33 protein-coding genes are annotated in these 26824 nt (G+C 70.9%); 4 read left to right on the top strand and 29 right to left on the bottom strand.

Going from position 1 to position 26824, the window contains the following annotated elements; translation table 11 throughout:
- Positions 1-3: 3 nt before the first annotated feature.
- From ABD736_RS05780 to dapD, 28 genes are all read right to left on the bottom strand, one after another.
- Positions 4-2004, bottom strand: a complete 2001-nt coding sequence (locus ABD736_RS05780) for a flagellar biosynthesis protein FlhA (protein ID WP_344792215.1) — start codon at positions 2002-2004, stop codon at positions 4-6.
- Between the two features lie 50 nt (positions 2005-2054).
- Complete coding sequence (locus tag ABD736_RS05775) at positions 2055-3152, bottom strand: EscU/YscU/HrcU family type III secretion system export apparatus switch protein (protein WP_344790787.1); 1098 nt, start codon at positions 3150-3152, stop codon at positions 2055-2057.
- A 4-nt stretch (positions 3153-3156) separates the two neighbouring features.
- A complete protein-coding gene (locus tag ABD736_RS05770; protein ID WP_344790786.1) occupies positions 3157-3924 on the bottom strand; it encodes a flagellar biosynthetic protein FliR in 768 nt (255 codons plus the stop codon).
- Position 3925: 1 nt separating this feature from the next.
- A complete protein-coding gene (gene fliQ / locus ABD736_RS05765; protein ID WP_344790785.1) occupies positions 3926-4198 on the bottom strand; it encodes a flagellar biosynthesis protein FliQ in 273 nt (90 codons plus the stop codon).
- Entirely contained in the window at positions 4198-4863 is a 666-nt protein-coding gene (fliP, locus tag ABD736_RS05760; RefSeq protein WP_344790784.1) for a flagellar type III secretion system pore protein FliP, read from the bottom strand. The genes fliQ and fliP overlap by 1 nt, the downstream gene beginning before the upstream one ends.
- Before the next feature lie 10 nt (positions 4864-4873).
- The gene (locus ABD736_RS05755; RefSeq protein ID WP_344790783.1) at positions 4874-5281 is read right to left on the bottom strand and encodes a FliO/MopB family protein; all 408 of its coding nucleotides are present in this window, start codon (positions 5279-5281) and stop codon (positions 4874-4876) included.
- Positions 5281-5994, bottom strand: a complete 714-nt coding sequence (gene fliN, locus ABD736_RS05750) for a flagellar motor switch protein FliN (protein WP_344790782.1) — start codon at positions 5992-5994, stop codon at positions 5281-5283. Before fliN ends, ABD736_RS05755 begins: the two co-directional genes overlap by 1 nt.
- Entirely contained in the window at positions 5991-6890 is a 900-nt protein-coding gene (locus ABD736_RS05745) for a flagellar motor switch protein FliM (RefSeq protein ID WP_344790781.1), read from the bottom strand. Before ABD736_RS05745 ends, fliN begins: the two co-directional genes overlap by 4 nt.
- Positions 6890-7711 carry an OmpA/MotB family protein gene (locus tag ABD736_RS05740; protein WP_344790780.1) on the bottom strand — a complete coding sequence of 274 codons (822 nt, stop codon included), beginning with the start codon at positions 7709-7711 and terminating at the stop codon, positions 6890-6892. Before ABD736_RS05740 ends, ABD736_RS05745 begins: the two co-directional genes overlap by 1 nt.
- Position 7712: 1 nt before the next feature.
- Complete coding sequence (locus tag ABD736_RS05735; protein ID WP_344790779.1) at positions 7713-8546, bottom strand: motility protein A; 834 nt, start codon at positions 8544-8546, stop codon at positions 7713-7715.
- 12 nt (positions 8547-8558) lie between these two features.
- Positions 8559-8777 carry a flagellar FlbD family protein gene (locus tag ABD736_RS05730; protein WP_344790778.1) on the bottom strand — a complete coding sequence of 73 codons (219 nt, stop codon included), beginning with the start codon at positions 8775-8777 and terminating at the stop codon, positions 8559-8561.
- Between the two features lie 8 nt (positions 8778-8785).
- On the bottom strand, positions 8786-9955 hold the full coding sequence (locus ABD736_RS05725; protein WP_344790777.1) for a flagellar hook protein FlgE: 1170 nt from the start codon (positions 9953-9955) through the stop codon (positions 8786-8788).
- A gap of 20 nt (positions 9956-9975) precedes the next feature.
- Positions 9976-10416, bottom strand: a complete 441-nt coding sequence (locus ABD736_RS05720; RefSeq protein ID WP_344790776.1) for a flagellar hook capping FlgD N-terminal domain-containing protein — start codon at positions 10414-10416, stop codon at positions 9976-9978.
- 8 nt (positions 10417-10424) lie between these two features.
- Entirely contained in the window at positions 10425-11720 is a 1296-nt protein-coding gene (locus tag ABD736_RS05715; protein WP_344790775.1) for an NlpC/P60 family protein, read from the bottom strand.
- Positions 11717-12136: a flagellar FliJ family protein gene (locus ABD736_RS05710; protein WP_344790774.1), complete on the bottom strand. Its 420-nt coding sequence runs from the start codon at positions 12134-12136 to the stop codon at positions 11717-11719. Before ABD736_RS05710 ends, ABD736_RS05715 begins: the two co-directional genes overlap by 4 nt.
- The gene (locus tag ABD736_RS05705) at positions 12133-13467 is read right to left on the bottom strand and encodes a FliI/YscN family ATPase (protein ID WP_344790773.1); all 1335 of its coding nucleotides are present in this window, start codon (positions 13465-13467) and stop codon (positions 12133-12135) included. Before ABD736_RS05705 ends, ABD736_RS05710 begins: the two co-directional genes overlap by 4 nt.
- Positions 13464-14102 carry a FliH/SctL family protein gene (locus ABD736_RS05700; RefSeq protein ID WP_344790772.1) on the bottom strand — a complete coding sequence of 213 codons (639 nt, stop codon included), beginning with the start codon at positions 14100-14102 and terminating at the stop codon, positions 13464-13466. Before ABD736_RS05700 ends, ABD736_RS05705 begins: the two co-directional genes overlap by 4 nt.
- Entirely contained in the window at positions 14092-15105 is a 1014-nt protein-coding gene (gene fliG / locus ABD736_RS05695) for a flagellar motor switch protein FliG (protein ID WP_344790771.1), read from the bottom strand. Before fliG ends, ABD736_RS05700 begins: the two co-directional genes overlap by 11 nt.
- Entirely contained in the window at positions 15105-16727 is a 1623-nt protein-coding gene (gene fliF, locus ABD736_RS05690) for a flagellar basal-body MS-ring/collar protein FliF (protein ID WP_344790770.1), read from the bottom strand. Before fliF ends, fliG begins: the two co-directional genes overlap by 1 nt.
- Positions 16728-16731: 4 nt before the next feature.
- Complete coding sequence (gene fliE, locus ABD736_RS05685; RefSeq protein ID WP_486326977.1) at positions 16732-17013, bottom strand: flagellar hook-basal body complex protein FliE; 282 nt, start codon at positions 17011-17013, stop codon at positions 16732-16734.
- Between the two features lie 53 nt (positions 17014-17066).
- Entirely contained in the window at positions 17067-17459 is a 393-nt protein-coding gene (locus tag ABD736_RS05680; protein ID WP_344792214.1) for a flagellar basal body rod protein FlgC, read from the bottom strand.
- Complete coding sequence (locus tag ABD736_RS05675) at positions 17456-17797, bottom strand: flagellar basal body rod protein FlgB (RefSeq protein WP_344790768.1); 342 nt, start codon at positions 17795-17797, stop codon at positions 17456-17458. Before ABD736_RS05675 ends, ABD736_RS05680 begins: the two co-directional genes overlap by 4 nt.
- Positions 17798-17960: 163 nt before the next feature.
- A complete protein-coding gene (locus ABD736_RS05670) occupies positions 17961-18251 on the bottom strand; it encodes a hypothetical protein (RefSeq protein WP_344790767.1) in 291 nt (96 codons plus the stop codon).
- Positions 18241-18675, bottom strand: coding sequence for a flagellar export chaperone FliS (gene fliS / locus ABD736_RS05665; protein ID WP_344790766.1), 435 nt, complete (start codon positions 18673-18675; stop codon positions 18241-18243). The genes ABD736_RS05670 and fliS overlap by 11 nt, the downstream gene beginning before the upstream one ends.
- 13 nt (positions 18676-18688) lie before the next feature.
- Positions 18689-20059 (bottom strand): flagellar filament capping protein FliD, encoded by a 1371-nt coding sequence (gene fliD / locus ABD736_RS05660; RefSeq protein ID WP_344790765.1) that lies wholly within the window; start codon positions 20057-20059, stop codon positions 18689-18691.
- A 64-nt stretch (positions 20060-20123) separates the two neighbouring features.
- Positions 20124-20957, bottom strand: a complete 834-nt coding sequence (locus ABD736_RS05655; RefSeq protein WP_344792213.1) for a flagellin N-terminal helical domain-containing protein — start codon at positions 20955-20957, stop codon at positions 20124-20126.
- A 97-nt stretch (positions 20958-21054) separates the two neighbouring features.
- The gene (locus ABD736_RS05650; RefSeq protein WP_344790764.1) at positions 21055-21831 is read right to left on the bottom strand and encodes a sigma-70 family RNA polymerase sigma factor; all 777 of its coding nucleotides are present in this window, start codon (positions 21829-21831) and stop codon (positions 21055-21057) included.
- Between the two features lie 329 nt (positions 21832-22160).
- A complete protein-coding gene (gene dapD / locus ABD736_RS05645) occupies positions 22161-23105 on the bottom strand; it encodes a 2,3,4,5-tetrahydropyridine-2,6-dicarboxylate N-succinyltransferase (protein ID WP_344790763.1) in 945 nt (314 codons plus the stop codon).
- A gap of 18 nt (positions 23106-23123) precedes the next feature.
- On the opposite strand from dapD, the gene dapE reads away from it, so the two are divergent.
- The 3 genes from dapE to ABD736_RS05630 all read left to right on the top strand — a co-directional run bounded on the left by dapE (position 23124) and on the right by ABD736_RS05630 (position 25666).
- On the top strand, positions 23124-24197 hold the full coding sequence (dapE, locus tag ABD736_RS05640; RefSeq protein ID WP_344790762.1) for a succinyl-diaminopimelate desuccinylase: 1074 nt from the start codon (positions 23124-23126) through the stop codon (positions 24195-24197).
- 13 nt (positions 24198-24210) lie between these two features.
- Positions 24211-25413 (top strand): hypothetical protein, encoded by a 1203-nt coding sequence (locus ABD736_RS05635; RefSeq protein WP_344790761.1) that lies wholly within the window; start codon positions 24211-24213, stop codon positions 25411-25413.
- A gap of 79 nt (positions 25414-25492) precedes the next feature.
- A complete protein-coding gene (locus ABD736_RS05630; RefSeq protein WP_120788076.1) occupies positions 25493-25666 on the top strand; it encodes a DUF3117 domain-containing protein in 174 nt (57 codons plus the stop codon).
- Positions 25667-25722: 56 nt separating this feature from the next.
- On the opposite strand, the gene ABD736_RS05625 is transcribed toward ABD736_RS05630, so the two are convergent.
- A complete protein-coding gene (locus ABD736_RS05625; RefSeq protein WP_344790760.1) occupies positions 25723-26355 on the bottom strand; it encodes an O-methyltransferase in 633 nt (210 codons plus the stop codon).
- Positions 26356-26442: 87 nt separating this feature from the next.
- Here ABD736_RS05625 and ABD736_RS05620 point away from each other — a divergent pair, with 87 nt between their 5' ends.
- Positions 26443-26814 carry a twin-arginine translocase TatA/TatE family subunit gene (locus ABD736_RS05620; RefSeq protein ID WP_344790759.1) on the top strand — a complete coding sequence of 124 codons (372 nt, stop codon included), beginning with the start codon at positions 26443-26445 and terminating at the stop codon, positions 26812-26814.
- The last annotated feature ends 10 nt before the right edge of the window (positions 26815-26824 follow it).

The raw sequence follows: 26824 nt of genomic DNA, 5'->3' as shown, positions 1-26824 counted from the left end.
GCGTCACCCGATCCGCGCGGGCTGGGCCACGCGCACGACGCCGACCGTCTCGATCGTCGTGCTCTCGCCCGCGGTCGCCTCGTTGTACGACAGCACCGGCAGCTCACCCGCCGCATTCGCCACGACGAAGCGCCGCACCGCGGGGCGCAGCTGCGGCGCGCAGACGAGCGCCGGCGAGAAGCCGTTCGTGGCGGCCTGCTCCAGCTCGCGCTTGAGCGCCGCCGTGACGCGCTCGTGCGCGGTCGGGTCGAGCATGATCTGCGAGCCCGTGGGGGAGGGGCGCAGCGCCTCGAGCAGCGACTGCTCGAGGCTCGGCTCGAACATCAGCACCCGCAGCCGCCCGTCTTCGACATAGCGCGCCGCGACCGCAGCGCCGAGGCCCTCGCGGGCGGCCTCGATCAGCGCCTCGGCGTCGGTCGTCGACCGCGCCTTGAGCGCGAGCGCCTCGTAGATGCGGGTGAGGTCGTTGATCGCGACCTGCTCGGCGAGCAGCCCCTGCAGCACGCGCTGCACCTCGGCGAGCGACAGCGGCGCGGGAATCAGCTCGTCGACGGCCGACGGCGAAGTGGCGCGCACGGCGTCCGTGAGCACGCGCACGTCTTCACGGGTCAGCAGCCGGGCGGCGTTGCTCGTGATCACCGACGACAGGTGCGTGACGACCACCGAGACACGGTCGACGACCGTCGCCCCGCCGAGCTCCGCCGCGTGCCGCTGCTCGGCCGGAATCCACTTCCCCGGCAGCCCGAAGACGGGCTCGACCGTCGTGGACCCCGGCAGCAGCTCGAGCGCGTCGCCCAGGGCCAACAGACGGCCGGAGGGCGCCTGGCCACGGCCGGCCTCGACCCCGGCGACCCGGATCGCATAGGTGCCCGGCGGCAGGTCGACGGCGTCGCGGGTGCGCACGGGCGGCACGATGAAGCCGAGCTCGAGGGCGATCTTCTTGCGCAGCGACTTGACCCGCCCGAGCAGGTCGTTCGCCCCGCCACCGACCAGATCGATGAGGTCGGGCGAGAGCAGCACCTCGAGGGCGTGCACGCGCATCTGGTCCAGCAGATCCTCAGGGCTGTCGCCGCCGGCGCGGGGGACGGACTGCGCCGCCTCGGCGGCGCGGGCTGAGGCATCCGTTCTGCGCTTCATGCGCCAGCCCGCGATCGCGAGCCCGATGCCGACGGCCAGGAACGCGGGCCACGGCATGCCGGGGACGAAGCCGAGCAGCACGGCCGCACCGCCCGCGATGAACAGGGCGATCTGTGACTGCGTGAGCTGCGCGGCGGCCGAGGCGCCGAGCTGGTCGTCCGACCCGCCCCGGGTGACGATCATGCCGGTGGCGACCGCCATCAGCAGCGCCGGGATCTGCGAGACCAGGCCGTCGCCGATCGTGAGCAGCGTGTACTTCTGCACGGCGGTCGTGATGTCGAGGCCGTTCTGCAGGACACCGACGGCGAGGCCGCCGAGGATGTTCACGACGATGATGACGATGCCGGCGATCGCGTCGCCCTTGACGAACTTCGAGGCGCCGTCCATCGCGCCGTAGAAGTCGGCTTCGCTCGCGACCTCTGCGCGACGCTCGCGGGCGCGCGCGTCCGAGATCAGGCCGGCGGCGAGGTCTGCGTCGATCGCCATCTGCTTGCCGGGCATGGCGTCGAGGGTGAAGCGGGCGCCGACCTCGGCCACGCGCTCCGCACCCTTCGTGACGACCACGAACTGGATCACGATGAGGATCACGAACACGACCGCGCCGATCACGACCGAGCCGCCGACCGCCACGTGTCCGAAGCTCTGGATGACGTCGCCCGCGAAGCCGTTCATCAGCACGAGGCGCGTCGAGGCGACGTTCAGCCCGAGCCGCAGCAGCGTGGCCACCAGCAGCAGCGACGGGAACACCGAGAAGTCGAGGGGCTTCCGCACGAACATCGTCGTGAGCAGGATCAGCAGCGCGAACAGCAGGTTGATCGCGATCAGGATGTCGAGCAGCCAGCTCGGGATCGGCAGCACGAGCAGCATGACGATCCCGACGACGCCGATCGGCACGGCGAAGTGCGAGAAGTTGCGGTTCACGAGGCGGCTCCTGGCTGTGCGGCATGGGGGTTGTCGCGCACGCCGGAGGCGGCGCCGCGCGTCTTGAGCATCGCGACGAAGGCGAGCACCTGCGCGATGGGGGTGAAGAACTCCGGGGGGATCTCGCGCCCGACGGCGACCTGCGCGTGCAGGGCGCGGGTGAGCGGCACGTCGCGCACGAGCGGCACGCGGTGCTTCGTCGCGGTTTCGCGGATGCGGGCCGCGAGCTCGCCCTGACCCTTCGCGACCACGCGCGGGGCGGACGCCCCCGGCTCGTAGAGCAGTGCGACGGCATACGTCGTCGGGTTCACGAGCACGACCGACGCCGATTCGACGGCCTGCACCATGCTGCCGCGCGTCGCGGCGAGGTGGCGCGCGCGGCGCTGCTGGCGCACGAGCGGGTCGCCCTCGGTGTTCTTCATCTCGTCGCGCACCTCGCGCTTGGTCATCATGGTCTGCTTGCGGTTGCGGCGCATGACGACGAGCACGTCGAACGCGGCGATCACGAGGCCGGCGGCGATCGCGGCGATGAGCAGCCAGGTGACGGATTTCTCGGCCACACCGACGAGCGAGGAGGTCGACCGCGCCCCCGACGCGAGCAGCTCCGGCTCCAGCGCCCGCACGACGAGCCACAGCGCGAGCCCCACGCCCCCGGCCTTGAGCAGCGACTTCGCGCCCTGCCACATCGCCTGACCGCCGAACAGCCGGGTGACGCCCTTCGCGAGGTTGAGGTTCTCGCCCTTGAACTGCGGAGCCCTGAAGCGGAAGCCGCCCTGGATGAGTGTCGAGGCGATGATCGCGAGCACCGCGACGCCGAGCAGCGCGCCGAGGCTCGGCACCACAGACGACAGCCCGGTGGCGAGCGCGTCGACCGCGCGCGCCGGGTCAGGGTCGGCGATCACGTTCGCGACGCCGAGGAGCTGGGCGACGGATGCCTGCGCGGCATTGCCCACGACCAGGGGGATGGTGAGTGCCGAGGCGCCGAGTGCCACCCACGACGGCAGATCGTGCGAGTGGGTGAGCCTGCCCTTGCGGCGCACCTCTTTGAGGTGCCGCTCGGTGGCCTTCTCTGTGCGTTCCTGTGCGTCAGACATCCACTCACCCCCTGCCCATCAGCACGCTCACCGCGCCGCCCGTGAGCGACTGCACCGCAGCGGGCAGCGCGATGAACACGCCGCCGCCGAGCCCGAGCGACAGCAGGATCTTCACGGGGTAGCTCAGCGAGAACGCGTTGAGCGCCGGCGCGACCTTGGTCAGCAGGCCGAGACCGAGGTCGGCGAGGAACAGCACGAGGATCAACGGGCCGGCGATCTCGGCGGCCGCGACGAACATGGCGCTCGTGTGCTGGGCGACCATGTTCGCGGTGAGCGCGGCGGGGAACCCGTGCCCGATCGGCAGGGCCCGGAAGGTGCCGCCGAGGCCGCCGAGGATCAGCTGGTATGCACCAGACGAGAACATCAGCGCGAGCGCGCCCATCTGGAAGAGCCGCGTGAACTGGGCGCCGTTGATGGCCAGCTGCGGGTCGTAGGCGCTCGCCATCTGGAAGCCACTCGACAGGTCGATCAGGCTTCCCGCGCCCTGCACGGCGCTGAAGACGAGGTAGACGAGGAAGCCGAACGCGGCGCCGATGAGCGCCTGCACGAACAGGTCGAGGAAGAAAGCGGTGTCGGTGAGCGCGGGCGTCGCCGGCACGACCTGCGGCGAGACGGCGAGTCCGAGGCCGAGCGACAGCGCGGCCTTCACCATGCCGGGGAACGCGCGGTCGGAGAACGGCGGAGCGATCACGATGAACGCGGCGATGCGCACCGAGGCGAGCACGGTCGCCTCCAGCCAGTGGATGTCGATCGGGATGTCGAGCGCGGGCACGTCAGCCGCCCAACAGCTTCGGCAGCTCGTCGAAGAGCTGCTGGGTGAACTGCACGAGGGTCTGGATCATCCAGTTGCCGCAGACGACGAGCACGATCGCGATGCCGAGCAGCTTCGGCACGAACGACAGCGTAACCTCCTGGATCTGCGTCATCGACTGCAGCAGGGCGACGGCGAAACCGACCGCGAGCGCGGTGATCAGGATCGGCGCCGACAGCTTCGCCGCGACCAGCAGTGTCTTCACGCCGAGGTCGAGCACCATCGCGGAGTCCATCAGCTCACTCCCGAATAGCTCTTGACGAGGGCGGTGATCACGAGGCCCCACCCGTCGACGAGGATGAACAGCAGGATCTTGAACGGCAGCGAGACGAGCACCGGCGGCAGCATCATCATGCCGAGCGACTGCAGGGCGGCAGCGACGACGAGGTCGATCACCAGGAACGGGATGAAGATCACGAATCCGATCACGAACGCGCTGCGCAGCTCACTGATCAGGAACGCGGGGATCAGCGTGGCGGTCGGCACCGCGGCGGCGTTCGAGGGGTTCGCGCGGCCGGCGACACGGGTCATGAGGGCGATGTCGTCCTGCCTGGTGAACTTGAGCATCCACGTGCGCAGGGGCTCGAGCCCGGCATCCACCGCGTGCGTGAAATCGAGGTGCCCGGCGAGATACGGCTGCACCGCGACGTGATTGATGTCGGTCAGCACCGGCCACATGATGAACAGGGTCAGGAACAGCGACAGCCCGGCGATCACCTGGTTCGGGGGCAGCGTGTTGAGCCCGAGCGCGTTGCGCGTCATCGCGAGCACGACGAACACCTTCGTGAACGACGTCATCATGAGCAGCAGCGCCGGCGCGACCGACAGCAGCGTGATGCCGATCAGCGTGACGACGGCCGTGGTCGGGTGGCCGTCGATGCCGTTCAGGTCGATGTTCATGGGGGAGTGCTCAGCGCCCGGCCGCGCGGCGGCCGCGCTTCGCGGGCGCCTGCTGCTGCGACAGGCCGCTCCACTGCGTGCGCGAGATCAGGGATTCGAACGAGGGCAGGTGCACGACGGGCGCGAGCGGGGCCGGGGATGCCGCGGGCTCGACCGCTTCGAGCGGGGGAGCGTCGGCGTCGTGCAGCACCGAGACGCCGTGCTCGGTGACCCCGAGCACCATGCGGCGACCCTCGGTCTCGACCACGACGACCTGCGCCTTGCCGCCCACGCCGGCCTTGCCGAGCACGCGCACGGTCGACGTGCGGCGCCCGGCGGCACCAGTGCCTCGCCGCATGCGCCGCGCGAGGAACCACAGCAGGCCGAAGACGACCGCCAGTGAGACCAGCACGCGCAGGATCTGGAGCATTCCGTCCATCACAGAGCTCTGACTGCCGCCTCGACGATGCTCGTCACGCGCACGGCGTAGTCCTGGTCGACGACGACGACCTCGCCGCGCGCGATCAGGCGGCCGTTGAGCAGGATGTCGGCCGGTGCACCCGCCGAGCGGTCGAGCTCGATGATCGAGCCCGCCTCGAGGTCGAGCACGTCGCGCACCAGCAGTCGGGTGCGGCCGATCTGCACGGTCAGGTCCATCTCGACGCCCGAGAGGCGGCCGAGGCGCTCGAGCACGTCGCCGCCCGCGCGCGGGCCAGAGGTCTGCAGCACGCCGAATGCGCCGACCGGCGAGCCAGAGTCGTCGAGCCGCACGACCACGGCCTCTGGTGTCGCGAACAGCTCGCGCGCGTCGTCGACGTCGAGGCCCGTGAGCACGCCGGCGCCGAACGCGCCCATCGCGTCTTCGAGGGCACCGCGCACGTAGTCGACGACGACGTCGGCGCCATCGCCCGCCGCCGGCAGCAGCTCGGGCGCGAGCGCGAGCGCCACCCGGTACGAGCCCTGGCCGACGAAGGTGCCGACGACGGCGTGGCCTGCGGCCCAGTCGTCGACCGGGGCGGCCGGTCCCTCGAGGGGCGCCGGGGTGAGCCGGGCGACGGTGGGCAGCTGCAGCACGAGCTGCAGCGCGGCGGTGCGCACCTGCTCGGCGAGCACGGCCTGCACGGCGGCGGAGGCGAAGGTGGTGTCGGTCATCGGGCGATCTCCTCGGTGTCGGTGACGACGCAGGCGCGGCGGCTGCCCGATGCGCCTGCGCTCGCGCGGGCGACCGGAACACCGTCGACGACGACGTCCAAGGGCTTGTGGCTCGCGTGCGGCAGGCGGATGACGTCCCCCACGGCGAGCGAGATGACGCGGCCGGCGGTCACCGGCAGCGGGGTGAGCTGGACGGCCAGCTGAACGGGGACCGTCGTGATCTGCGAGCGGATGCCGTCGCCGTTCGCGTCGTCGCCGGCGGGCGGCGCCACGAGCGCAGGCAGGATCGCGTCGGCCGGCAGGGCGACCGTGGCGGTGTCGCACCGGTCGCCGACGGTCACGCGGAAGGTCGCGATGATCATGAGGTCGGCGGGGGCCGCCGCCTGGGCGAACTGCGAGTTGTGCTGGATGCTGTCGAAGACGACCGTGCCGGGAAGCTGCGCGCCGAACGAGTAGCGCAGGTCGTCGACGGTGTCCTCGAGCAGTCGGCGCACGATCGCCTGCTCGACCGGGGTGTAGCCGCGCTCGGGCAGCGGGGCGGTCGTGCCGTCAGCCCCGGACTCCGTGCCGCCCAGCATCCGGCTGATCCAGGCGAGGCCGCCGGGCGCCGGGAACTGCAGGACCCCGCGGGCTCCCGAGGCCGAGGCCTCGAGCCCGATCAGCAGCATGACGGTGGTCGGCGGCAGGCTGCGCGTGTAGTCGTCATAGGTGCGGATCGCGACCGCTTCGAACACGACCTGCGCGCGCACGCGCGTCTTGGCCGTGAGCTGCGTGCCCCACTGGCGCCCGAAGGTCTCGAAGGCGAGCTCGAGGGCGCGCGACTGCTCGCGGGCGAGCGTCGTGGGCCTGCGGAAGTCGTAGTGGAGATAGTCGGTGTCGGCGGGTAGGACGGCCATCAGCTCTGCGCTCCCTTCTGTGCCTGCTTCTCGGCGGCGACCAGGGCGGGGATCAGCGCCCGCACGTCATCGGGCTGGTCGCTCACCACGACGACGTCGACGCGCCGGTTCTCGGCGAGCGCCGCGGCGCTGGTGCCCTTCGCGGCGGGGCGCTCCGAGCCGTAGCCGGTGGCGCCGATGCGGGTGCCCGCGACGTGCCCGTGCTCGACGAGCGCGCGCAGCACGGAGACGGCTCGGCCGGTCGACAGCTCCCAGTTGGTGGCATACGGCGGCTGGGGCGGGCGCGAGTCGGCGTGCCCCTCGACCGCGAGCTGGTTTCCGACCGTGTTGAGCGGGCCGGCGATCGCGGCGAGCACCCGCTGGGCGACGGGCGTGAGCTCGGTCGAGTTGGCGGCGAAGAAGGTGTTCGCGCCCACGAGGTGCACGGTGAGGCCGCGCTCGTCGATGTCGTAGCCCACGGCGTTCTGCAGGCCCTGGGCCGCGAGCGCCGCGTTCATCTCCTGCTCGAGCTTCTCGAGGCGCGCGAGCTCGAGCGCGGCCTTCTGCGAAGCATCCGTCATCTCCCCGTCCTTGCCCACATACTTGGGCGGCACGATCACGCCCTTGGCGGTGTCGACCTTCTGCGTCTTGACCTCGCCGAAGCCGGTCGCGAGCGACGTCTTGAGCTGCTGGAACTTGTGCGCGTCGACCGTCGACATGGCGAACAGCACGATGAACATGCACATGAGCACGGTCACCATGTCCATGTAGGACGCCATCCAGCGCTCGTCGACGTGGTGCTCAGACGAGGTGCTCGTGCGGCGGCTGCGGCGGGCGGCCATCTCAGGCGGCGTCCTGCAGCTCGAGCTCGGCGCCCGACTGGGGGTCGTCGTCGTCACCGGTGCGGTCCTTGGCGCGCGCCTCGCGCTTCGGGGTCTGCGGCGTCATGGCGCGCAGGCGCTCGGCGAGCAGGTGGGGGCCGGCGCCGGCCTGGATCGCGAGCACGGCCTCGACCACGAGCTGCATGCGCTCGATCTCGATGTCGGTGAGGCGGTCGATGCGGTCGCCGAGGGGCAGCCAGATGAAGTTCGCCGAGACGAGACCCCACAGCGTCGCGATGAAGGCGCTCGCGATGAGCGGCCCAAGCTTGTCGGGGCTCGAGAGGTTCGAGAGCACGTGCGTGAGCGAGACGACGGTGCCGATGATGCCGATCGTGGGCGCGTAGCCGCCGGCGGTCTTGAACCACTTCGCCGCCGCCTTGCCCGCGCGCTCGTGCAGCGCGATCTGGTCGTCGAGGACGGTGCGCAGCTCTTCCTCGTCCGCCCCGTCGGCGACGTTCTGCAGGGCGACTTTCAAGAACGGGTCGGATGCCTCTGCAGCATCCGATTCGAGAGAGAGCAGCCCCTCCCTGCGCGCCTTCTCGGCGATTCCGACGAGGGTCTCGATCGCGTCGGCCGGCTTCACCGTCTTGCCCTTGAAAGCGGCGGGGATCGTGCGGAACGCCCGCAGCACATCGGGGATCGTGCTGCTCGCGAACGAGACCGCGATGGTCGCGCCGAGCACCATGATCATGGGCGCCGGCAGCAGGATCGCCGTGACGTTCTGGCCTTCGAGCGTCAGCATCGCGACGAGCGCGCCGAAGGCGCCGACGATGCCGAGGATCAGTGCGATGTCCATGAGTGGGGTGCCTTACTTCAGTGCGTCGCGCGCGTTCTGCGCGGCGGCCCGGGCCAGAACCATGGCGCGGGCGTCGTGGATGCGGTCGATGACCTCGGTCATGGGCTCGCGCACCAGGTGGCTCGAGCCGTCGACGAGGTAGATCGTCGTGTCGGGGTTCTCGGAGATGCGCTCGATCAGGTCGGGATTGAGCGCGAGCCTCTCGCGATTCAGGCGCGTGACGACGATCATGCCGGGGCCTACTGGCGCTTCAGGTCGACGAGCTCCTGCAGCACGGAGTCGCTCGTCGTGATGATGCGGGCGTTGGCCTGGAAGCCGCGCTGGGCGACGATCAGGTTCGTGAACTCCTGGCTCAGATCGACGTTGGAGGCCTCGAGGTAGCCGCCGCTCAGCGAGCCGAAGCCGGCGTCGCCCGCGCTGCCGAGCGTCATGGCCCCCGAGTTCGGCGACTGGGTGTAGAACGAGCCGCCGGCCTTCTGCAGACCTCCGGGGTTCGTGAAGTTCGCGATCGAGATGCGCGCGATGGCCTGCATGGCGCCGTTGCTGTACGAGCCCGTGATGGTGCCGTCGTTGCCGATCGAGTAGCCGGTGAGCGTGCCGGCGCCGTGGCCGTTCTGGCCGTCGAGCGCGAGCGTCGACAGGTCGCTGTAGCCGGTGACCTTCGAGACGTCGAGCGTGATGGGGCCGTCGGCCAGCGTCGCGCCGCTCGTGAGCGTTCCGTTCGAGAACGTCAGCGTGCCGAGGTCGGCGGCGCCGCTCTTCACATCCCAGTTGCCTGCGCCGTCGCTCGTGAAGGTCAGGCTCTGCGTCGTCTTGTGGCCGGCCGCGTCGTAGACGTCGAGGTCGCGGCTGACGACCGTGCCCGCCGCGGCGTTCGAGGGCAGGTTGCCCGAGAACTGCGCCTTCGTGGTGGTCGCGGCGGGGGCGACCGAGTTGGTCGGAAGGACGATGTTTCCGATCGCGCCGCCCGTGTTGATGTTGCCGGCCGCGTCGGCCGTCCAGCCCTGCACGAGGCCGCCCGAGAGCGAGACCAGCTGGCCGCTCGAGTCGAAGTCGAAGTCGCCCGCGCGGGTGTACTCGTTCGTGCCGCCGACGTTGACGACGAAGAACCCGTCGCCGTTGAGCATCAGGTCGGTGGGCTTGCCGGTGGACTCGGCCGACCCTTGCGTGAAGTTGGTCGAGATGCCCGCGACCTTGACACCGAGGCCGATCTGCGCGGGGTTCGAGCCGCCGAGCTGCGCGCCGGGCGCGGTCGCGCCGCCGACGACCTGCGAGAGCGTGTCCTCGAATTCGACCGCGGAGGACTTGAAGCCGACCGTGTTGACGTTGGCGATGTTGTTGCCGGTGACGTCGAGCATGGTCTGGTGGGCCTGCAGGCCCGAGATGCCGGAGTAGAGCGAACGCAGCATGATGTCGTCCTTTCGGTGGGTTAAGCGGTGGGCTGAGCGACGCCGGTGAGGTCGTCGAGCGAGATGTGATCGGAGCCGACCGTCACGGTCGGGATCTGGCCGGCGAAGCTGACCGAGCCGACGGTGCCGGAAACCGTGTCGCCTGCGGAGTTCGTGTACGAGACCTGCTTGCCGATGAGCTCTGAGGCGGCGGCGCGCATCTGCAGCGCGAATCCCTCGGTCGTCGTCGACGAGAGCGTCGTGAGCTGCTCCATCATGGCGAGCTGGGTGGTCTGGCTGATCATCTGATCGGTGTCCATGGGGCTCGACGGGTCCTGGTTCTGCAGCTGGGTCACGAGAAGCTGCAGGAACATCGAGCCGTCCATGGCCTGGCTGGGCGTGCTCGTCGCGGCCGGCGAGTAGATCGACGGCGTGGTGGCGGCTGCCGCTGCGCCGCTCGTCGCGGAGATGGGGTCTGTCACGGTGCTCCTTATGCCAGGACGTCGAGAAGGGAGTCGGGGGAGAGGGCGGCGGCACGGGCCTGGGTCGCAGACACGGCGGCCGCCTGCGTCACCGGCCGGCCCGAGCGGTTCTCCTCGAGCAGCTCGAAGAGCGCCTGCTGCGCACCGGCCTGCGCCTGCCCGTCGCCCGCGGTGCCGGTCTGGGTCTCGCCGAGCGAGAGGCTCGCGCTGATGCCGCCGGCGGCGAGGTCGCGGCGCAGGTCGCCGAGCACGCCGTTCAGCGCGTCGCGGCCCGCGTCAGTGGGCGCCGAGAGCTCGATGCGCAGGCCGTGCTCTGTCAGGTGCGCGTCGACCGTGACCGGGCCGAGCTGCTCGGGGACGACCCGCACGACGACGGTGTGGCTGCCGTCGGGCTGGGTCACGAGCTGCGTGATCGGGCCGGTGAGCTGGCTCGAGTAGTCGGCGGGAGGGGGCACCGGCGCTGTAGACGCGGCGGGCGCGGCGGCACTCGCAGCGGCTGCCGCAGCTGAGGCATCCCCGGCCCCCGGCATGCCGGGAAGCAGGGCGGCCGCGAGCGACGCGACTGCCGATGCAGACGACGAGGTCGCGGTGACGGATGCCGCCGCGGCGCCCCCTTCGCCCGCGTCGGTGCCGAGCGCCGCGCTCAACGCGGTGGCCTGTGCCACGACCGGTGCGAGCAGGGCAGCCAGCTGCGCGCCCGCATCGGCGGCGCCGGGCTGTGCGGACTGCGCGGCCTGCGCCTTCTGCGCAGGCTGCGCCACACGGCGGATCGTGCCGATCTGGTCGGCGCTCAGCCATTCCTTGCGCTTGACGACGTTCTCACCGGGGCGTGGGGCCTCGATGATCATGCCGTCGCCCGCATAGATCTGGATGTGGCCGTTGCCCTTCTCGACGATCAGGTCGCCGGGCTGGGCGTCGGCGAGCGAGGCGACCGGCGTGCCGATCTTCGCCTGGTCCTGCACGACGCGCGGGGCCGAGATGCCGAGGTCGCCGAGCACGGTCTGCACGAGGCCCGAGCAGTCCATGCCGCTCGTCGACTCGCCGCCGAAGACGTACGGCACGCCGAGGTACTTCTCGGCGTCCTGCACGATCTGCTGGCCGGTGACCGAGCCGCCGGCCTGGCCGGAAGCGGTGCTCTGCGCGGCGGTTGCGGGCGACGCATCCGTCGCCTGCCCGAGCAGCGCGGCGAACGCGCTCGCGCCCGCGCTCTGCGTGCTCTGGCTGCTCTGCGCTCCTGCGCCGCGCAGAGCGGCGATCTCGCTCTGCAGCTGAGCGACCCGCGCGACGGCATCGACCACGCTCATGCGCCCGCCCCCGTTCGGCGCTGCGCGATCTCGTCGAGCACGGCCTGCTCGCGGGCGAGCTCTGCCTCACGGGCTTCGGCGGCGGCGCGGTCGTGCAGCTTCTCGACGGCGCGCAGGCGCATGCTCGCGCTGGTATATGTCGCGGATGCCTCGTCCAGAGCGCCCTGGGCGGCAGCCTCTTGCGCCCCGAGCTCGTCGAGCATGTTGGCGGCGGCGAGGCGCGCCGCGGCGATCGCGCGCAGCTGGTGCACGTCGGCGGCGGCCGGGGCGAGGTGATCGAGCGCCGCGCGGGTGCGCGCGGTGACGGCCTCGGTGTCACGCTGCCGCTGCGAGGCGGTGGCGAGATCTGCTGCGGCTTGGTCGTGCTCGGTGCGCCGAAGCGTGAGCAGGGCCGCGAGGCGGGCGCGGGGACTCATGCGGGCTCCTTCACTGCGGTGGCGGGCGAGGTCTTCTCGAGTGCCTCGACGAGGTCGTGCAGCTGACGCCACGAGCGCTCGGCGGGGACGGTCTCGCCGAGGTCCTGCCCGAGGAACGCCGAGATCTCGGCCTCGTGGGCGAGCGCGCGGTCGACGAGTGCGTTGGCTCCCGGGCGGTAGGCGCCGACGTCGACGAGGTCGCGGGCCTGCTCGCGGGCGGCGAGCACTGCGCGCAGCGCGGCGGCCGCGGCTCGGTCGTGGCTGTTCGACACCTTGCCGGCGAGACGGCTGATCGAGGCGAGTGCGTCGACGGCGGGGTAGCGACCGGCGATCGCGATCTCGCGGCGCAGCACCACGTGCCCGTCGAGCAGCGAGCGGGCGGAGTCGGCGATCGGCTCGTTGTGGTCGTCGCCGTCGACGAGCACGGTGTAGATGCCGGTGATCGTGCCGTGGTCGTCGGCGCCGGCGCGCTCGAGCAGCTCGGCGAGCACCGCGAAGGTCGACGGCGGGTAGCCGCGGGTGGCCGGCGGCTCGCCCGCCGACAGGCCGATCTCGCGCTGGGCCATCGCGACGCGGGTGAGCGAGTCCATCATCAGCACGACGTGGCGGTCCGCCGCGCGCTCGGCCTCGGCGATGCGGGTGGCGAGGAACGCGGCGCGGCGGCGCATGAGCGCGGGCTCGTCGGCGGTCGCGACGACGACGATCGAGCGGGCGAGCCCGTCGTCGCCGAGGTCGTCCTCGAGGAACTCGCGCACCTCGCGGCCGCGTTCGCCGACGAGGGCGATGACCGTGACATCGGCATCGGTGCCGTGCGCGATCATCGACAGCAGGCTCGACTTGCCGACGCCGGATCCCGCGAAGAGGCCCATGCGCTGGCCGCGCGCGAGCGTGGTGAGCGTGTCGAGCACGCGCACGCCGGTCTGCAGCGGCTCGGTGACGCGGGCGCGCAGCATGGCGGACGGGCTGGGGTTCGCGAGCGGCACCCGGGCGGATGCCGCGAGCGGGCCCTTCCCGTCGATGGGCCGCCCGAGTCCGTCGAGCACCCGGCCGCGCAGGCCGGGGCCGACCGGCACGGCGGCGGGGCGCAGAGCGGTGGTCGCCGCGGCACCCGCCTGTACCCCGGCCACGCGGGTGAGCGGCATGAGCGTCAGGCGCCCTTCGGCGAGGGCAACGACCTCGGCTGCCACGGGGCCGGCGGGGCCGGCGATCTCGATCACGTCGCCGACGGCGGCACGCAGACCCACGACCTCGAGGCCGAGGCCACGCACCGCGGTCACGCGGCCGACCACCTCCGGTGCGGCGGGGGCGAGCAGCTCGGCGGGGAAACTCACAGCGCACCGTCCTCGGCGAGCGCGCGCCGCACACGTGCGATGGCAGTCGTGATGCGCGCGTCGAGCAGGCCGTCGGGCAGCTCGGCGATCGCGTCGCCGCGGGCGAGCTCGGGGTCGCCGACGACGTCGACCGAGCGGCCGGTGAGCATGAGGGCGACGTCGGATGCCTCGGCGGGGTTCACCCGCACCCGGGTCACCGCGCGCTCCGGGTCGGCGGCGATCACGCGCTGCGCGATCGCGCGGGCCGAGAGCTCGTCGTCGGCGAGCTCGCGCCCGAGCAGCGCCTCGGCCAGCTCGACGGCGCCGGCGAGCAGGGCGCCCCGCACCGACTCGATCGTCGGCTCGAGGCGCGCCTCGAGGGCGGCGATGACCTGCTCGAGGCGGGCGTCGCGGGCCCGCTGGGCCGCCGCGGCGGCCTCGCGCAGCTTCCGGTCGGCTGCCTCCATGGCGGCACGGCGCTCCTCAAGCATCCGCTCGGCCCTGCGCGCACCTGCGGCGTAGCCCGCCGCGTACCCGCGCAGCTCGGCGTCGCGGCGCACGGCGGCGGCGGCGCTTCCGCCCGCGGCCGTGGTGCTCACCGCATCGGCGAACGCGACCGAGGCGAACGACAGCTCTTCGACCTGCTCAGTCGACATAGACGTCCTCCTCCGTCGCGCGGTGCAGCGTGATGCCGCCGCTCGCCTCGAGCTCGCGGATCGCGCGCACGACGGTGGCGCGGGCCTCGTCGACCTGCGATGCGCGCACCGGCGGCAGCAGGCGGACCTCTTCGTCGAGCAGCGAGCGGTTGTGCTCCGAGAGGTTGCTGCGCACGGTCTGGGTGACCGCCTCGCTCGCGCCCTTGAGCGCGACGGCGAGAACGGCGGGGTCGGTGCCGCGCAGCACCTGCTGCACGTCGCGCGGGTCGAAGCGCACCAGGTCGGCGAAGGTGAGCATGCGCGAGCGCACCTCTTCGGCGAGCTCCGGGTCGCGCTCGTCGAGGCCGCTGAGCATGGCGCGCTCGGTCTTGGCATCCGAGCGGTTGATGATCTCGACGAGCGGCTGCACGCCCCCGATCGCGTCGGCTCCGGCGCGCGGGGCGACGACCGCCACCGAACGGGACTTGAGCGACGCGGCGACGATCGAGACCGCCTCGGGCAGCGCCGGTGACATGGTCGCGATGCGGCGCGCGATCTCGATGCGGTCCTCTTCGTCGAACAGCGCCAGCACGCGGGCCGCGGCGGCCGGCGCCAGGTGCGCGAGCACGAGCGCGACGGTCTGGGGCAGCTCGCCGTCGAGCAGCGTCACGATCTGCGAGGGGTCGACGTCGTCGAGGAACTCGAAGGCCTTGCCGGCCACCTGCGAGGTGACGCGCCCCATGAGCCCCGCGGCGCCGTCGTCGCCGAAGGCGGCGGTGAGCATGCCGGTCGCGACGTCGCGGCCGCCGCGCACCGCGAGCGGCCCGCTCGAGGAGATGCGGCGGAACTCGTCGAAGGCGCGCGCCACGGTGTCGGCGTCGACGCGGCGCAGGCGCACGATCTCGGCGGCAATGTCCTCGGCCTCCGCCTCGGTGAGCTGCTTGAGCACGGTGGCGGCCGTCTGCTCCGGCAGGTTCATGAGCACGACGGCGGCCTTCTGGGTGCCCGAGAGCGGGGGAGTCATCAGATCTGCACCTCCTGCTCCATGAGCGCGCGCAGCACAGAGGCGGTGTGGGCCGGGTCGGCGCCGGCGAGGGCGGTGACCTCGCGCTTGCGCGCCTCGAGCGACGCGGCCTCGACGGTCGGCATGACGAGGGTCTCCGGCAGCGCGCCCGGGCCCGGCGCCGGGTCGGGCAGCGGCGCGGTCTGCGGGCCGAGGCCCGGCAGCAGCTCGGCCATCTCGTCGGCGTCGAGCACCTCGTCGACGAGCACGGGCGAGCTCGCGGGCCGCCGACGGCGGGTGACGACCAGGGCGACGATCGCGGCGATCAGCACGAGCACGATGCCGCCGATGAGCCCGAGATTCATCATGAGCTTCTGCTGCGCCTGCGCCTTCTGCTGCGCGGCGGCGTCATCGAGGGCGTTCTGGGCGTTCGCGGCGGCGCTCGTCGAGAACGGCACGGCCTGCACGGTGACGATGTCGCCGCGCTGCGCGTTGTAGCCCGCCGCCGACTCGACGAGCTGCGTCAGGCCGTTCAGATCCACGTCCTTCGCGGCCTTCTGGCTGACCGCCACGGAGACGGTCTGGCGGGTGACGGCGCCGGGCGGCGTCGTCGTCTTGGTCGTGGTCTGGTTGAGCGCGTTGGTCTTCGACGAGCCGGTGTTCGTGTAGGAGCCGTTGCCCGAGGCATCCGTCGGCCCCGCGATGTTGTCGGGCCCGAGAACGCCGGCCGACGTCGCGCCCGCACCCGAGCCGCTGTACTGCTCGCTCTGCGCCGACTCGGTCGCCGCGGGCGACCCGGTGGGAACGCTGTACTCGGTCGAGGTCTGCTGCGCGGTGCTCGAGTTCACGTCGGTCGAGACGGCGACGGTCGAGTTGCCGGGGCCGACGATGGTGTCGAGCATCGCCTGCAGCGACTGCTGAGTCTTCGCCTCGTAGGCGGTCTGGCTCTTGCCCGCGGCGTCGGTCGTCGTGCCGCCGACCGCCGAGAGCACCTTTCCCGAGGCGTCGACCACGCTGACATCCGTTGGCTTCATGTCGGGAATCGACGCGCTCGTCAGGTGCACGATCGCGTCCACCTGGTCGTCGGTGAGGTCCTGCTTGCCGGTCGTCGCGACGAACACGGATGCCGTGGGGTCGCTCTTCTCGTCGGTGAAGACCGTCTGCTCGGGGATCGCGAGCTTCACCGACGCCGTCTTCACGCCGTCCATCGCCTGGATGGTCGACGCGAGCTCCTCCTCCATCGCCTGCTTGTAGGTGACGTCCTGCTGGAACTGGCTCGTCGTCACGCCCATGTTGTCGAGCAGCGCGTAGCCGCTCGTGGTGTCCGACGGCAGGCTGTTCGAGGCGGCCTTGAGACGCTCGGCGTAGACCTTGTCCTGCGGCACGAGCACGCTCGAGCCGCCGTCTTCGAGCTGGTACGGCACGCCGTCGCTCGTCAGCTGGTCGACGATCGCCGAGGCGTCAGAGGCCTGCAGGCCGGTGAACAGCGGTGCGTAGTCCGGCTTCCCGAGCCAGCTCGCGAGCGCGATGCCGCCGAGCACGACCGCCGCGACGCCGATGATCGCGACGGTGCGCTGCGCGGCGCTGAAGCCGCGGAAGTACGCGCCGAGACGGCGGAAGACGGAGGACAGGGCGGCGGGCATGCGATCAGGCCTGCATGTTCATGATCTGGTTGAACGCGTCGACGCCCTTGTTGCGCACGGTGCTCGCGAGCTCCATGGTCACCTGGGCGCGGGTCGCCGCGATGGTGGCGTCGGCGATGTCGTCGAGGTTGCCGGTGACCGCCTGCACGGCGAGCGTGTTCGCGGTCTCCTGCGTTCCCTGCACGGCGTCGACCGCGCTGGTGAGCGCGGTGGCGAAGTTCCCTGAGCCGCCTGCCGCGGGCGTGCCGGATGTCTCGGGGGTCTCCGTCGCAGAGAGGGGCGTCATCGCCGACAGGCCGGACAGACTCGACAGCCCCGACACCGCCCCGATGCCGCTCATCAGTTCGCCCCGATCTTGAGCGCGGCCTCATAGGCGTCCTGCGCCCGGTCGACGACCGCAGCATTCGCCTGGTAGCCGCGCTGGGCCATGATGAGGGCGCCCATCTGGCTGCCGAGGTCGATGTCAGGCATCCGCACGTACCCGTCCGCGTTGGCCTCGGGGTTCTCGGGGTCGTACGTGACGCGCCCCTCCGCCGAGCCGTACGCGGCGCCCGAGACATACACGCCCGACGTGCCCGGCCCGGCCTGCACGTCGACGTAGCGCGCCTGGAACGCCGGGCCGTTCATCGGCTCGGCGGTGTTGATGTTGGCGATGTTGTCCGAGATGGCGTCGAGCCACTTGCGGTGCACCGTGAGGCCGGTGCCGGCGATTCCGATCGCGTCGGCCATCAGACGGTCTTCATCGCGGCGGTCAGCGACTGGAACTGCTGGCTCATCGCCTGGGTCGCGAACTGATAGCGCAGCCCGGTCTCGACGTTGTCCAGCGTCTCCTCGTCGAGGTTGACGTTGTTGCCGTTGAGCTGCGTCGGCTCGAGCGAGACCTGCGTCTGCGGGGCCACCACCCCGCTGCCCTGCGCGACCGACTGCGCGAGCGCGTCCTCGAAGGTCACGCGCTGGGCCTGGTAGTTCGGGGTGTTGATGTTCGCGATGTTGTTCGCGATCGCGCGCTGCCGGGTCGAGAGGCCGGTGATGGCGCTCGAAAGCGCCGCCTGGGTCACGGATTCGATCATGCTGATCCCCACAAGGACGACTGACTGGTCGGTTGAAGTCCGGCCGATCCGTGGCCGCTCGCGGGAGCGAATCCGTGCTCTCCGCGAGTGCCTATCGGGGCGCAGTCGGGGCTCGTTAGCCCCTTGCCCCGTTGTGGGGGTCTTTGGGTTTTCTTGAGGTTCCTTACCCCACGGCGTCGAGGTAGACCGGCCCGCGCCCGCCGGCGGCCGCCGCGCGCCGTGTCCGCGCGAGGGCGCGCCTGATCTCGTCGCGCTGCGCCGTCACGGCTGCTCGGAGCTCGGCCTGCGCTTCGAGCAGCGCCAGGGCGCGAGTGAGCAGGGATGCCGGCAGCGGCGGCATCTGGGCAGGGGGCTGCCACGGCTCGAGCTGCTCGCCGGCGCGAGCCGTGCGCACCTCGGCCTCGAGGCTCGAGAGCAGCTCGCGCCAGGCCTGCTCGTCAGCCTCAGGCGACACCGAGCGCACCCTGCTGGTCGATGCCGTGCTGCGCGGACTGCTGCTGCCCCACCTGCTCCGCTGCGCCGCGCCAGGCGGCGGCCAGCGGCGCGATCAGCCGTGCGGCCTCGCGCGTGCGCTCGATGTCGTGGCTGACGTTCGCCGCGACCAAGGCGTTGCGCACATAGGTGTAGATCGCGAAGAGCTTCTCGGCGTCGTCCCACACGTCGAGGCGCAGCGAGAGCTGCAGCTCGGTGATGATGTCCTGCGCGTGGCGCAGCGGTGCGCTCGCGTCAGCCCAGCGTTCCTCGGCCTGGGCGAGCTCGGCCCGACGCAGGTCGAGCTCGAGGCGGTCGTAGAGCATCACGACGAGCTGCGCCGGCGTGGCATTGAGCACGGCGTCGCGGGCGTACGCGCTGCGCGCCTGGAAGGCGGTGGTGGTCATTTCTGCCTCCTGGTCACTTCGACTTCGACGACGACGAGCTCGTGAGCGCATCGATGTAGGACTGGACGTACGACCCCTGCGACTGGATCTGGCTCATCATCGTCTCCATGTAGGCGAACTGCTGCTGCAGCGTCGCCTGCTGCTGGTCGAGCAGGGTCTGCATGTCGTCGGATTTCTGCTGCATCGCCGTGATCGAGCTGTTGTCGCTCGTGATCTCGCTGGTCAGCGTGCCGCTGTAGGGGTCCGAGAGCTGCGTCGCGACGGCGTTCACGCGCGCGGCGATGGCGTTGTAGAGCTGGGTCGTGCCCTGCGGGTCATCAGCCATCGCCGCCTCGAACGTGTCCTGGTCGAAGCTGATCGTGCCGTCCTTGGCGAGGTTGAAGCCGATCGACGACGGCGAGACGCCGTTCACGTCGAGGGTCATGGCGTCGGTCAGGTCGCGGGCGGCGCCGCGCACGGTTCCGTCTGCGGTGAACGAGCCGAAGGTGACCGTGGTGTTGCCGCTCGCGTCGGTCGTCGAGGTGACCGCCGTGCCCTGGGCGATGCCGGAGAGGATGCTCTGCACCGACGACACGAGGGTCGACGCGGTCTGCGACTCTGCGTCGAGGTCCTGCCCGACGGTGAGCGTGACCGCGTCGGTGCTCGTCTGCGCCACGGTCACGTCGACGCCGGGCATCAGATCGGTGAACGCGTTGGTCGCGCTCGTCACCGTCTGCGCCGCGGCCGTGCCCGGCCACAGCGTGAGCTGCGCGTCCTGCGCGGTGCTGACGACGGCGCTTCCCGGCTGGCCCATGATGTCGGCACCCGTGCCGTCGAGCACCGTGAAGGCGGCGTTCGCCCCGGTCTGGCTGCTCGAGAGCTGCAGGCGATAGAGGGCGTTTCCCGAGGCATCCGTGCCCGCCTGCACTTTGAGCGCGGTGATGCCGGCGCTCGCCGCGTTGATCGCCTGGACGACGCTGTCGAGGCTGTTCGAGCTGGGGGTGATCGAGGTCTGTGTGCCGTCCGCCGCGACCAGCGTGAGCGTGGGCGGATTCGTCGGCCACGACGACAGCGCGCCGGTGACCTCGACCTGGCGCGTGGCGAGCTGGTCGACGGTGAAGCTGAGCTGGCCGGGTGCGGCTGTGGGTTCCGCCGTGCCGGTGGCGAGGGATGCCTGGCTCGACGACACGGAGAAGGCGGCGAGCTTCGTTCCGGTGAACTGGTCGGTCAGCTGGGCGAGGCTCGCGAGAGCGGAGTTGAGCTTCTGCAGGTCGCCGACCGTGGCCTGCTGCGTGGAGATCTGCTGGTCGAGAAGCGTCTTCGGCTGCGAGGCCGCCGCCATCATCGACTGGATCAGGCTCGTGGTGTCCAGGCCGGAGGACAGGCCCGTGAGCGGGGTAGTCATGTCACCTGTCCTTTCCTGGTTGTTGAAGAGCGGGGGCGCTCGCGCGCCCCCGCTCCGGTGGCTCTTAGCCGAGGAGCTTCAGGATGCCCTGGCTCGAGGCGTTGGCCTGGGCGAGCATCGAGACGCCCGCCTGCTGCAGGATCGACTGCTGCGAGTAGTTGACCATCTCGCTCGCCATGTCGGTGTCCTGGATGCGGCTGTTCGCGGCCGACAGGTTCTGGCCGGTCACGGCCAGGGTCTGCACTGCGTCCGCGAAGCGGTTCTCGGTCGCGCCGATGGTCGCCTGCGCGGTCGAAACCGACTTGATCTGAGCATCGACGGCCGCAATGGATGCACTGGCGTTGGCGGCGCTGTTGAAGGTGAGACCGGCGATCGCGGTGCCGACGGCGTTGACGTTGGCACCGGAGAGGTCGACGACAACCTGGTCGGAGGCGGGGTCCGAGCCGGCGCCCACCTGGAAGGTCAGGGCGGTGCCCGAACCGTCGAGGAGCTTGATCCCGTTGAAGTTGGTGTCGCCGCCCATACGGGTCAGCTCGCTGGCGAGTTGCGTCACCTCGGTCTGGATCGCCGTACGCGAGTCGTCGTTGTTCGAGTCGTTCGCGGCCTGCACGGCGAGGTCACGGACGCGGTGCAGGATCGACTGCACCTGGGTCAGCGCCCCGTCGGTGGTCTGGAGCAGCGAGATGCCGTCCTGGGCGTTGCGGCTCGCGACCTGGTTGCCGGAGATCTGCGCCTGCAGGCCCTCGGAGATCGACAGGCCGGCGGCGTCGTCGCCGGCGTTGTTGATGCGGTAGCCGCTCGACAGGCGCGAGAGCGAGGTCTGCAGTTTGTTCTGCGTGTTGTTCAGGTTGTTGTACGCCTGAAGTGCCGACACGTTCGTGTTGACGGAGAATCCCATGATCGTCTCTTCCTTGATGTGGGTGACCGCACCCATCCGTGGGTGCGGGGTGTTACGCCGACGACTATCGGCCGGCTCGTCGGATCCGTTACCGCGGTTACGCGATGTTCCCCGTTTTGGGGGCACGGCCCGCGCTCATGCGGAATGCATCCAGGTACGCGAGCGCACGGGGCGACGTCGGCATGGGGCGGGCGCCGCTCTCGTAGACGGAGTCGAGCGCGCCGCGCAGCAGAGCGATCGCGTGGCTGCGCTGCTGCGAGATGGCGCCGTGCGTCACCCCGAGCTCTGCGGCGACCTCGGTGACGGGGCGGTCCTTGAGATAGACCTCTTCGATGATCAGGCGCAACCGCTCGGGCAGCGCGTCGATCGCCTGGCGCAGCAGTTCGAGCCGCTCGCGCATGATCGCGACGTCGGCGGGGGAGAGCTGCGGGCTCACGACCTCGACCATGGTGTCTTCGAGGCTCGCGACGGTGCGGTGTGCAAAGCCGAGGCCCTGCGCCGCGGTCGCGTGGTCGACGCCGAGGGTGTCGGCGAGCTCGGCGGTGGTCGGGGTGCGGCCGAGGGCTGCGGTCAGCTGCTCCTCGGCGTGCAGGGTCTCGGTGATCTGGCGGCGGGCCGCGCGGCCGGCCCAGTCGGCTCGGCGCATCTCATCGCGCACGGCGCCGGCGATGCGCTCGCGGGCGTACGCACCGAACGGCACCCCGCGGCTCGCGTCGAATGCGCGCGCAGCCTCGACCAGCGCAACGGCGCCCGCGGCCGCCAGGTCGTCGCGGCTCAGGTGGTCGGCGCGTCCGGCGACGTCCGAGACGACGTACCCCACCAGCGGCAGGTGATCGACGATGAGCTTCTCGTCCTGCTGTCTAGCTGTCCCCACGGCGCCGAAACTATCGAGCCGTTCGGGCCCGGGAAAGGCCCCATCCGGGCTTGCGCCCGGTGGGGGATAGACGGACCTGTACCCGTCAAGTCCTGAGAGGAGAAATCGTCACTTTCGCGGGGGTGCCGCGTTGCCAGTCGCCGTCAGGGAAGTTGTGCCGTGCGACGCTGGCAACTTCGGTTGCTTTGTGCAACCCCTGGGCGTCAGTGGCGGCCGTGCCCCACTTGTGGTGCCCCCCGCGATTTCACTGCGGGTTTGCCTCACTCTGCGCCACGCATTGCCGCAAGACTGCCGCAGTTTTTCCGCAGGTTTCGCACCGACGCTCGGGTCTAGGCGTGCAGCGCCGAGTTCAGCTCGATGCCCTTGCCCTGCCGCTGGACGGCCTCGATCGCACCGGTCAGCGAGTTGCGCCGGAACAGCAGGTTCGGAACCCCCGACAGCTCCACGGCCTTGACCGACACGGGCTGCCCGTTCTCGTCGCGCTCGCCCACGAGCTGCACCTTCGACCCGGCCGTGACATACAGGCCGGCCTCGACCACCGAGTCGTCGCCGAGCGAGATGCCCACGCCGGCGTTCGCGCCGAGCAGCGCGCCCGACCCGATGACGACCCGCTGCGTTCCGCCGCCCGAGAGCGTGCCCATGATCGACGCACCGCCGCCGATGTCGGCCCCGTCACCGACGACCACGCCCTGCGAGATGCGGCCCTCGACCATCGACGTTCCGAGCGTTCCCGCGTTGAAGTTGACGAAGCCTTCGTGCATGACGACGGTCCCCGGCGCGAGATGCGCGCCGAGGCGCACACGCGAGGCATCCGCGATTCGCACGCGATCGGGCACGACATAGTCGAGCAGACGCGGGAACTTGTCGACCGCGTAGGCCTGGATGCCCGCCCGCTTGAGCGTCGGCAGCAGCGCCGGGTAGTCGGCGGCCGACACGGGCCCCGCCGAGGTGAACACCACGTTCGGCAGGTGCGCGAAGATGCCGTCGAGGTTCAGCGTGTTCGGCGCGGTCAGCAGGTGCGAGAGCAGGTGCAGGCGCAGATACGCGTCGGAGGTGCCGGCGACGGCGGCATCCAGATCGATCGCGACCACAACCGCCTCGAGGCGCACGTTGCGTCGCTCGTCCGGCCCGGCGAGTGCGGCGAGCTCCGCGGGGATCTCGGCATCCTCCGGCAGCGGTCCGAGCTGCGGCTCGGGGTACCAGGTGTCGAGCACGGTGTCGTCGACGGCAACGGTCGCGAGGCCGTAGCCCCAGGCAAGGCGGGAGTCAGTCACCCCTCTAGATTAGAGATCGTGGCCCCTCTCGATCTGTCCGCGTCCTCGATCGAACTGACCCGCCGGCTGTGCGATCTCGAGTCGGTCAGCGGCAACGAGAAGGCGATCGCCGACGAGATCGAGCAGGCATTGAATCGGATGCCTCACCTCGACGTCCTCCGCGACGGCGACCTCATCGTCGCGCGCACCCAGCTCGGTCGCGCGCGCCGGGTCGTCATCGCGGGCCACATCGACACCGTGCCGGTCAACGGCAACCTGCCGACCCGCTTCGAGACCGTCGACGGCGTCGAGTACCTCTGGGGCCGCGGCACCGTCGACATGAAGCCGGGGGTGGCCGTCGCTCTGAAGCTTGCCGCAGAGCTCAGCAGCCCGAGCGTCGACGTGACCTGGCTCTTCTACGACAACGAAGAGGTCACGAGCGACCTCAACGGGCTCGCCCGGCTCGCGCGCACCCGCCCCGAGCTCTTGGCCGGCGACTTCGCGATCCTGGGCGAACCGAGCAACGGGGCCGTCGAAGGCGGCTGCAACGGCACGATGCGCTTCGACGTCATCACGCGCGGCAAGCGCGCCCACAGCGCCCGCGCCTGGATGGGCGAGAACGCCATTCACAAGGCCGCGCCGATCCTGCAGCTGCTCGCCGATTTCGAGCCGGAGACGCTCACCGTCGACGGGCTGGACTACCGCGAAAGCCTCAACGCGGTGCTCGTGAGCGGGGGAGTGGCGGGCAACGTCATCCCTGACGAGTGCCGCGTCCATGTGAACTACCGGTTCGCGCCGTCGCGCAGCGCCGAGCAGGCCGAGGCGAAGATGCGCGCGCTGTTCGAGCCGCTCGGGGAGTTCGAGCTGAAGGACATGTCGCCCGGCGCCCGTCCGGGCCTCGACGACCCGCTCGCCCGCGAGTTCCTCGACGCCGTCGGCCTCGAGGCGAAGCCCAAGTACGGCTGGACGGACGTCGCGCGCTTCAGCGCCCTCGGCATCCCCGCGGTGAACTTCGGCCCCGGCGACCCGAGCCTCGCGCACGCCGATGACGAGCGGGTGCCCGTGGAGCAGATCACCGCCTGCGAAGAAGCCCTGCGCGCCTGGCTGAGCTGACCGCATGCGAGAGATGAGCTCGCTGAGCTGGCGCCGCCTGCCGTGGTGGTCGCGCGTCACGGTCGTCTTCATCCTGGGGCGCGCCCTCGACACGGTGCTGCTGCTGTGGCAGGCATCCATCGAGGGCCCCAATGCGTGGACGGGCGCCCGCCCGCGCTACCTCGACTTCGCGAACATCTGGGACGGCCGCTGGTACGAGATCATCGCCCAGGTCGGCTACCCGAGCACCCTGCAGGTCGACACGACCGGCCACCTCGCGCAGAACCAGTGGGCCTTCCTGCCGGTCTACCCCTACGTCGTGAAGGGGCTGATGCTCTTCACGGGGATGTCGTGGGAGGCATCCGCGGTGCTCGTCACGGTGCTGTGCGCCTGGGGCGCGACGCTCGTGTTCTACAAGCTGATGCGCGCGCGTCTGCGCCCGTCGACGGCGATGTACGCGACCGTGCTGTTCTCGGTCGCGCCCGTCGCCGCGCTGTTCCAGGTCGCGTATGCGGAGGCGATGTTCACGCTGCTGCTGGCGGGCATCCTCTATCTCTGGGTGAAACGCCGCTTCTGGTGGATGCTTCCCCTCATCGTCATCGCCGCGTTCACGCGCCCCGGCGAGGTCGCGCTCGCCCTGGCACTCGGCCTGTGGGTCGTGTGGCGGCTTTGGCGCGCCTGGCGGGGGGCTGAAGAGTTCCGGATGCCTGAGCTGGTGGCATCCGTCATCGCGACGCTCGTCGCCCTCGTCTCAGGCCTGGCCTGGCCCGTGATCGCCGACCACGTGACGGGCTACCCGGGGGCGTACACCGAGACGGAGCTGTCGTGGCGCGTCTCGTACACGGGGTGGCAGCCGCTCGTGCCGTTCACGCCGTGGATCCAGGGCGCGAAGTGGTGGTTCACGCTGTGGCTGCACCTGCCCGCGTGGGTCGGCTATCTCGCGCTCGCGGCGCTCGTGGCGCTCGGGGTGCTGTTCCTGGTCGTGCCGGCTGCGCGGCGCCTCGGCATGGAGCTGCGGTTGTGGATCGCGTCGTACGGCCTCTACGTTCTCGCGGTGTTCTTCCCCCAGTCGAGCACGTTCCGTATCCTGCTTCCGCTGTTCCCGGCGCTCGGCGTCGTGGCCGCCCCGAGGGCCAGGTGGCACCGCATCGGCATGGTCGTGGTGTTCATCGCGGCGCAGGTCGGCTGGTTGCTGCTCGCCTGGACGATCGGCGACTACGACTGGTCACCCCCCTAACGAGGCGGACGCTGTCGGGTGGTGCCTGGCGCAGCCGGGCGTGCGGGATAATGAGTACAAACCAGGAAAGGGGAGCTACATGGCGGCCATGAAGCCGAGAACCGGAGACGGACCCATGGAAGCTGTGAAGGAGGGGCGGCTCATCATCGTGCGCGTTCCTCTGGAAGGCGGCGGCCGGCTGGTCGTTTCTGTCAACGACGACGAGGCCAAGGAGCTTCACGACGCACTGGCGGCTGCCATCGGAGCCAACTGACCAACGCGTCCAAAAAATGCCGCCCCTCGGGGCGGCATTTTTGGTTTGACGAAGTGTTACGCGGCGAGTTTCGTGATCTGCAGCAGGCCGTCGCCGACGACGGACAGGGCGCTCACGACCGCGCCCGACTGCGAGATCTCGCCGATGAGGGTGCGGAAGGCGGTCGCGACATCGTCGCGGTTCGCCGGGTTGCCGACCTTGCCTTGCCAGAGCGCGTGCGGCACGAGCACGGTCCCGCCCGGGCGGGCGAGGCGCAGGCCGTGCTCGACGTATTCGATGACGTGGCCGGGGTCGGCGTCGACGAGCACCACGTCGTAGGCGTTCTCGTTCATGCGCGGCAGCACGTCGAGCGCGCGGCCGGCGATGAGGCGCAGCTTGGCGGGCAGCGCACCGGACTCGAGGAAGAACTGGCGGGCGTGCTGCTGGTGGTCGACCTCGGTGTCGATGCTGGTCAGCTCGGCATCCCTGGCGCCCCGCAGTAGCCACAGCCCCGAGACGCCGAGACCCGTGCCGATCTCGATCAGCTTGGTCGCGCCCGTCGCAGCGACGATGACGGATGCCTGCGCGCCCACGGCCGGCGAGAGGGGAGTCACCCCGAGCTCCAGCGAATGCTGGCGGGCGCGGGCGATGACCTCGCTCTCGACGACCACATCGTTCGCGAACTTCCAGTTGATGTCGTTGTCCGACATGGGCCTCCGTACTTCCTCGCTCAGAATATCGGCCCAGGCGGCTGAGAGCTGGTCAGACGCACGGCCGCGAGCGATTACGATGAGCGGGTGCTCAGTGGGATCTCGTTCGACAAGTTGCTGGTGCTCGCCGGCATCGCGGTCATCTTGATCGGTCCCACGCGCCTGCCCGGGTATGCAGAGAAGCTGGGGCAGTTCGTGCGCAGCCTGCGCCGCTTCGCCGACGACGCGCGCGACAAGGTGCGCGAAGAGGTCGGGTCGGATGTCTTCGATGAGATCGACTGGAAGAAGCTCGACCCCCGCCAGTACGACCCGCGCCGCATCATCGCCGATGCGCTGCTGTCGGACGACCCCGAGGAAGAGCCCGAGAAGGTCGTCGGCATCGCGTCGGTCGCGACGAAGGCCGCCACCCCGGCCCTCGCGGCAGGAGCCCTTCCCCCCTTCGACGCCGAGGCGACGTAGGCCCGATCCC

The organism is Gryllotalpicola daejeonensis, assembly GCF_039538145.1.
GTDB lineage: Bacteria > Actinomycetota > Actinomycetes > Actinomycetales > Microbacteriaceae > Gryllotalpicola > Gryllotalpicola daejeonensis.
Note: the sequence above shows the minus strand (reverse complement) of the source record. Positions and strands in the feature narration are given on the sequence as shown.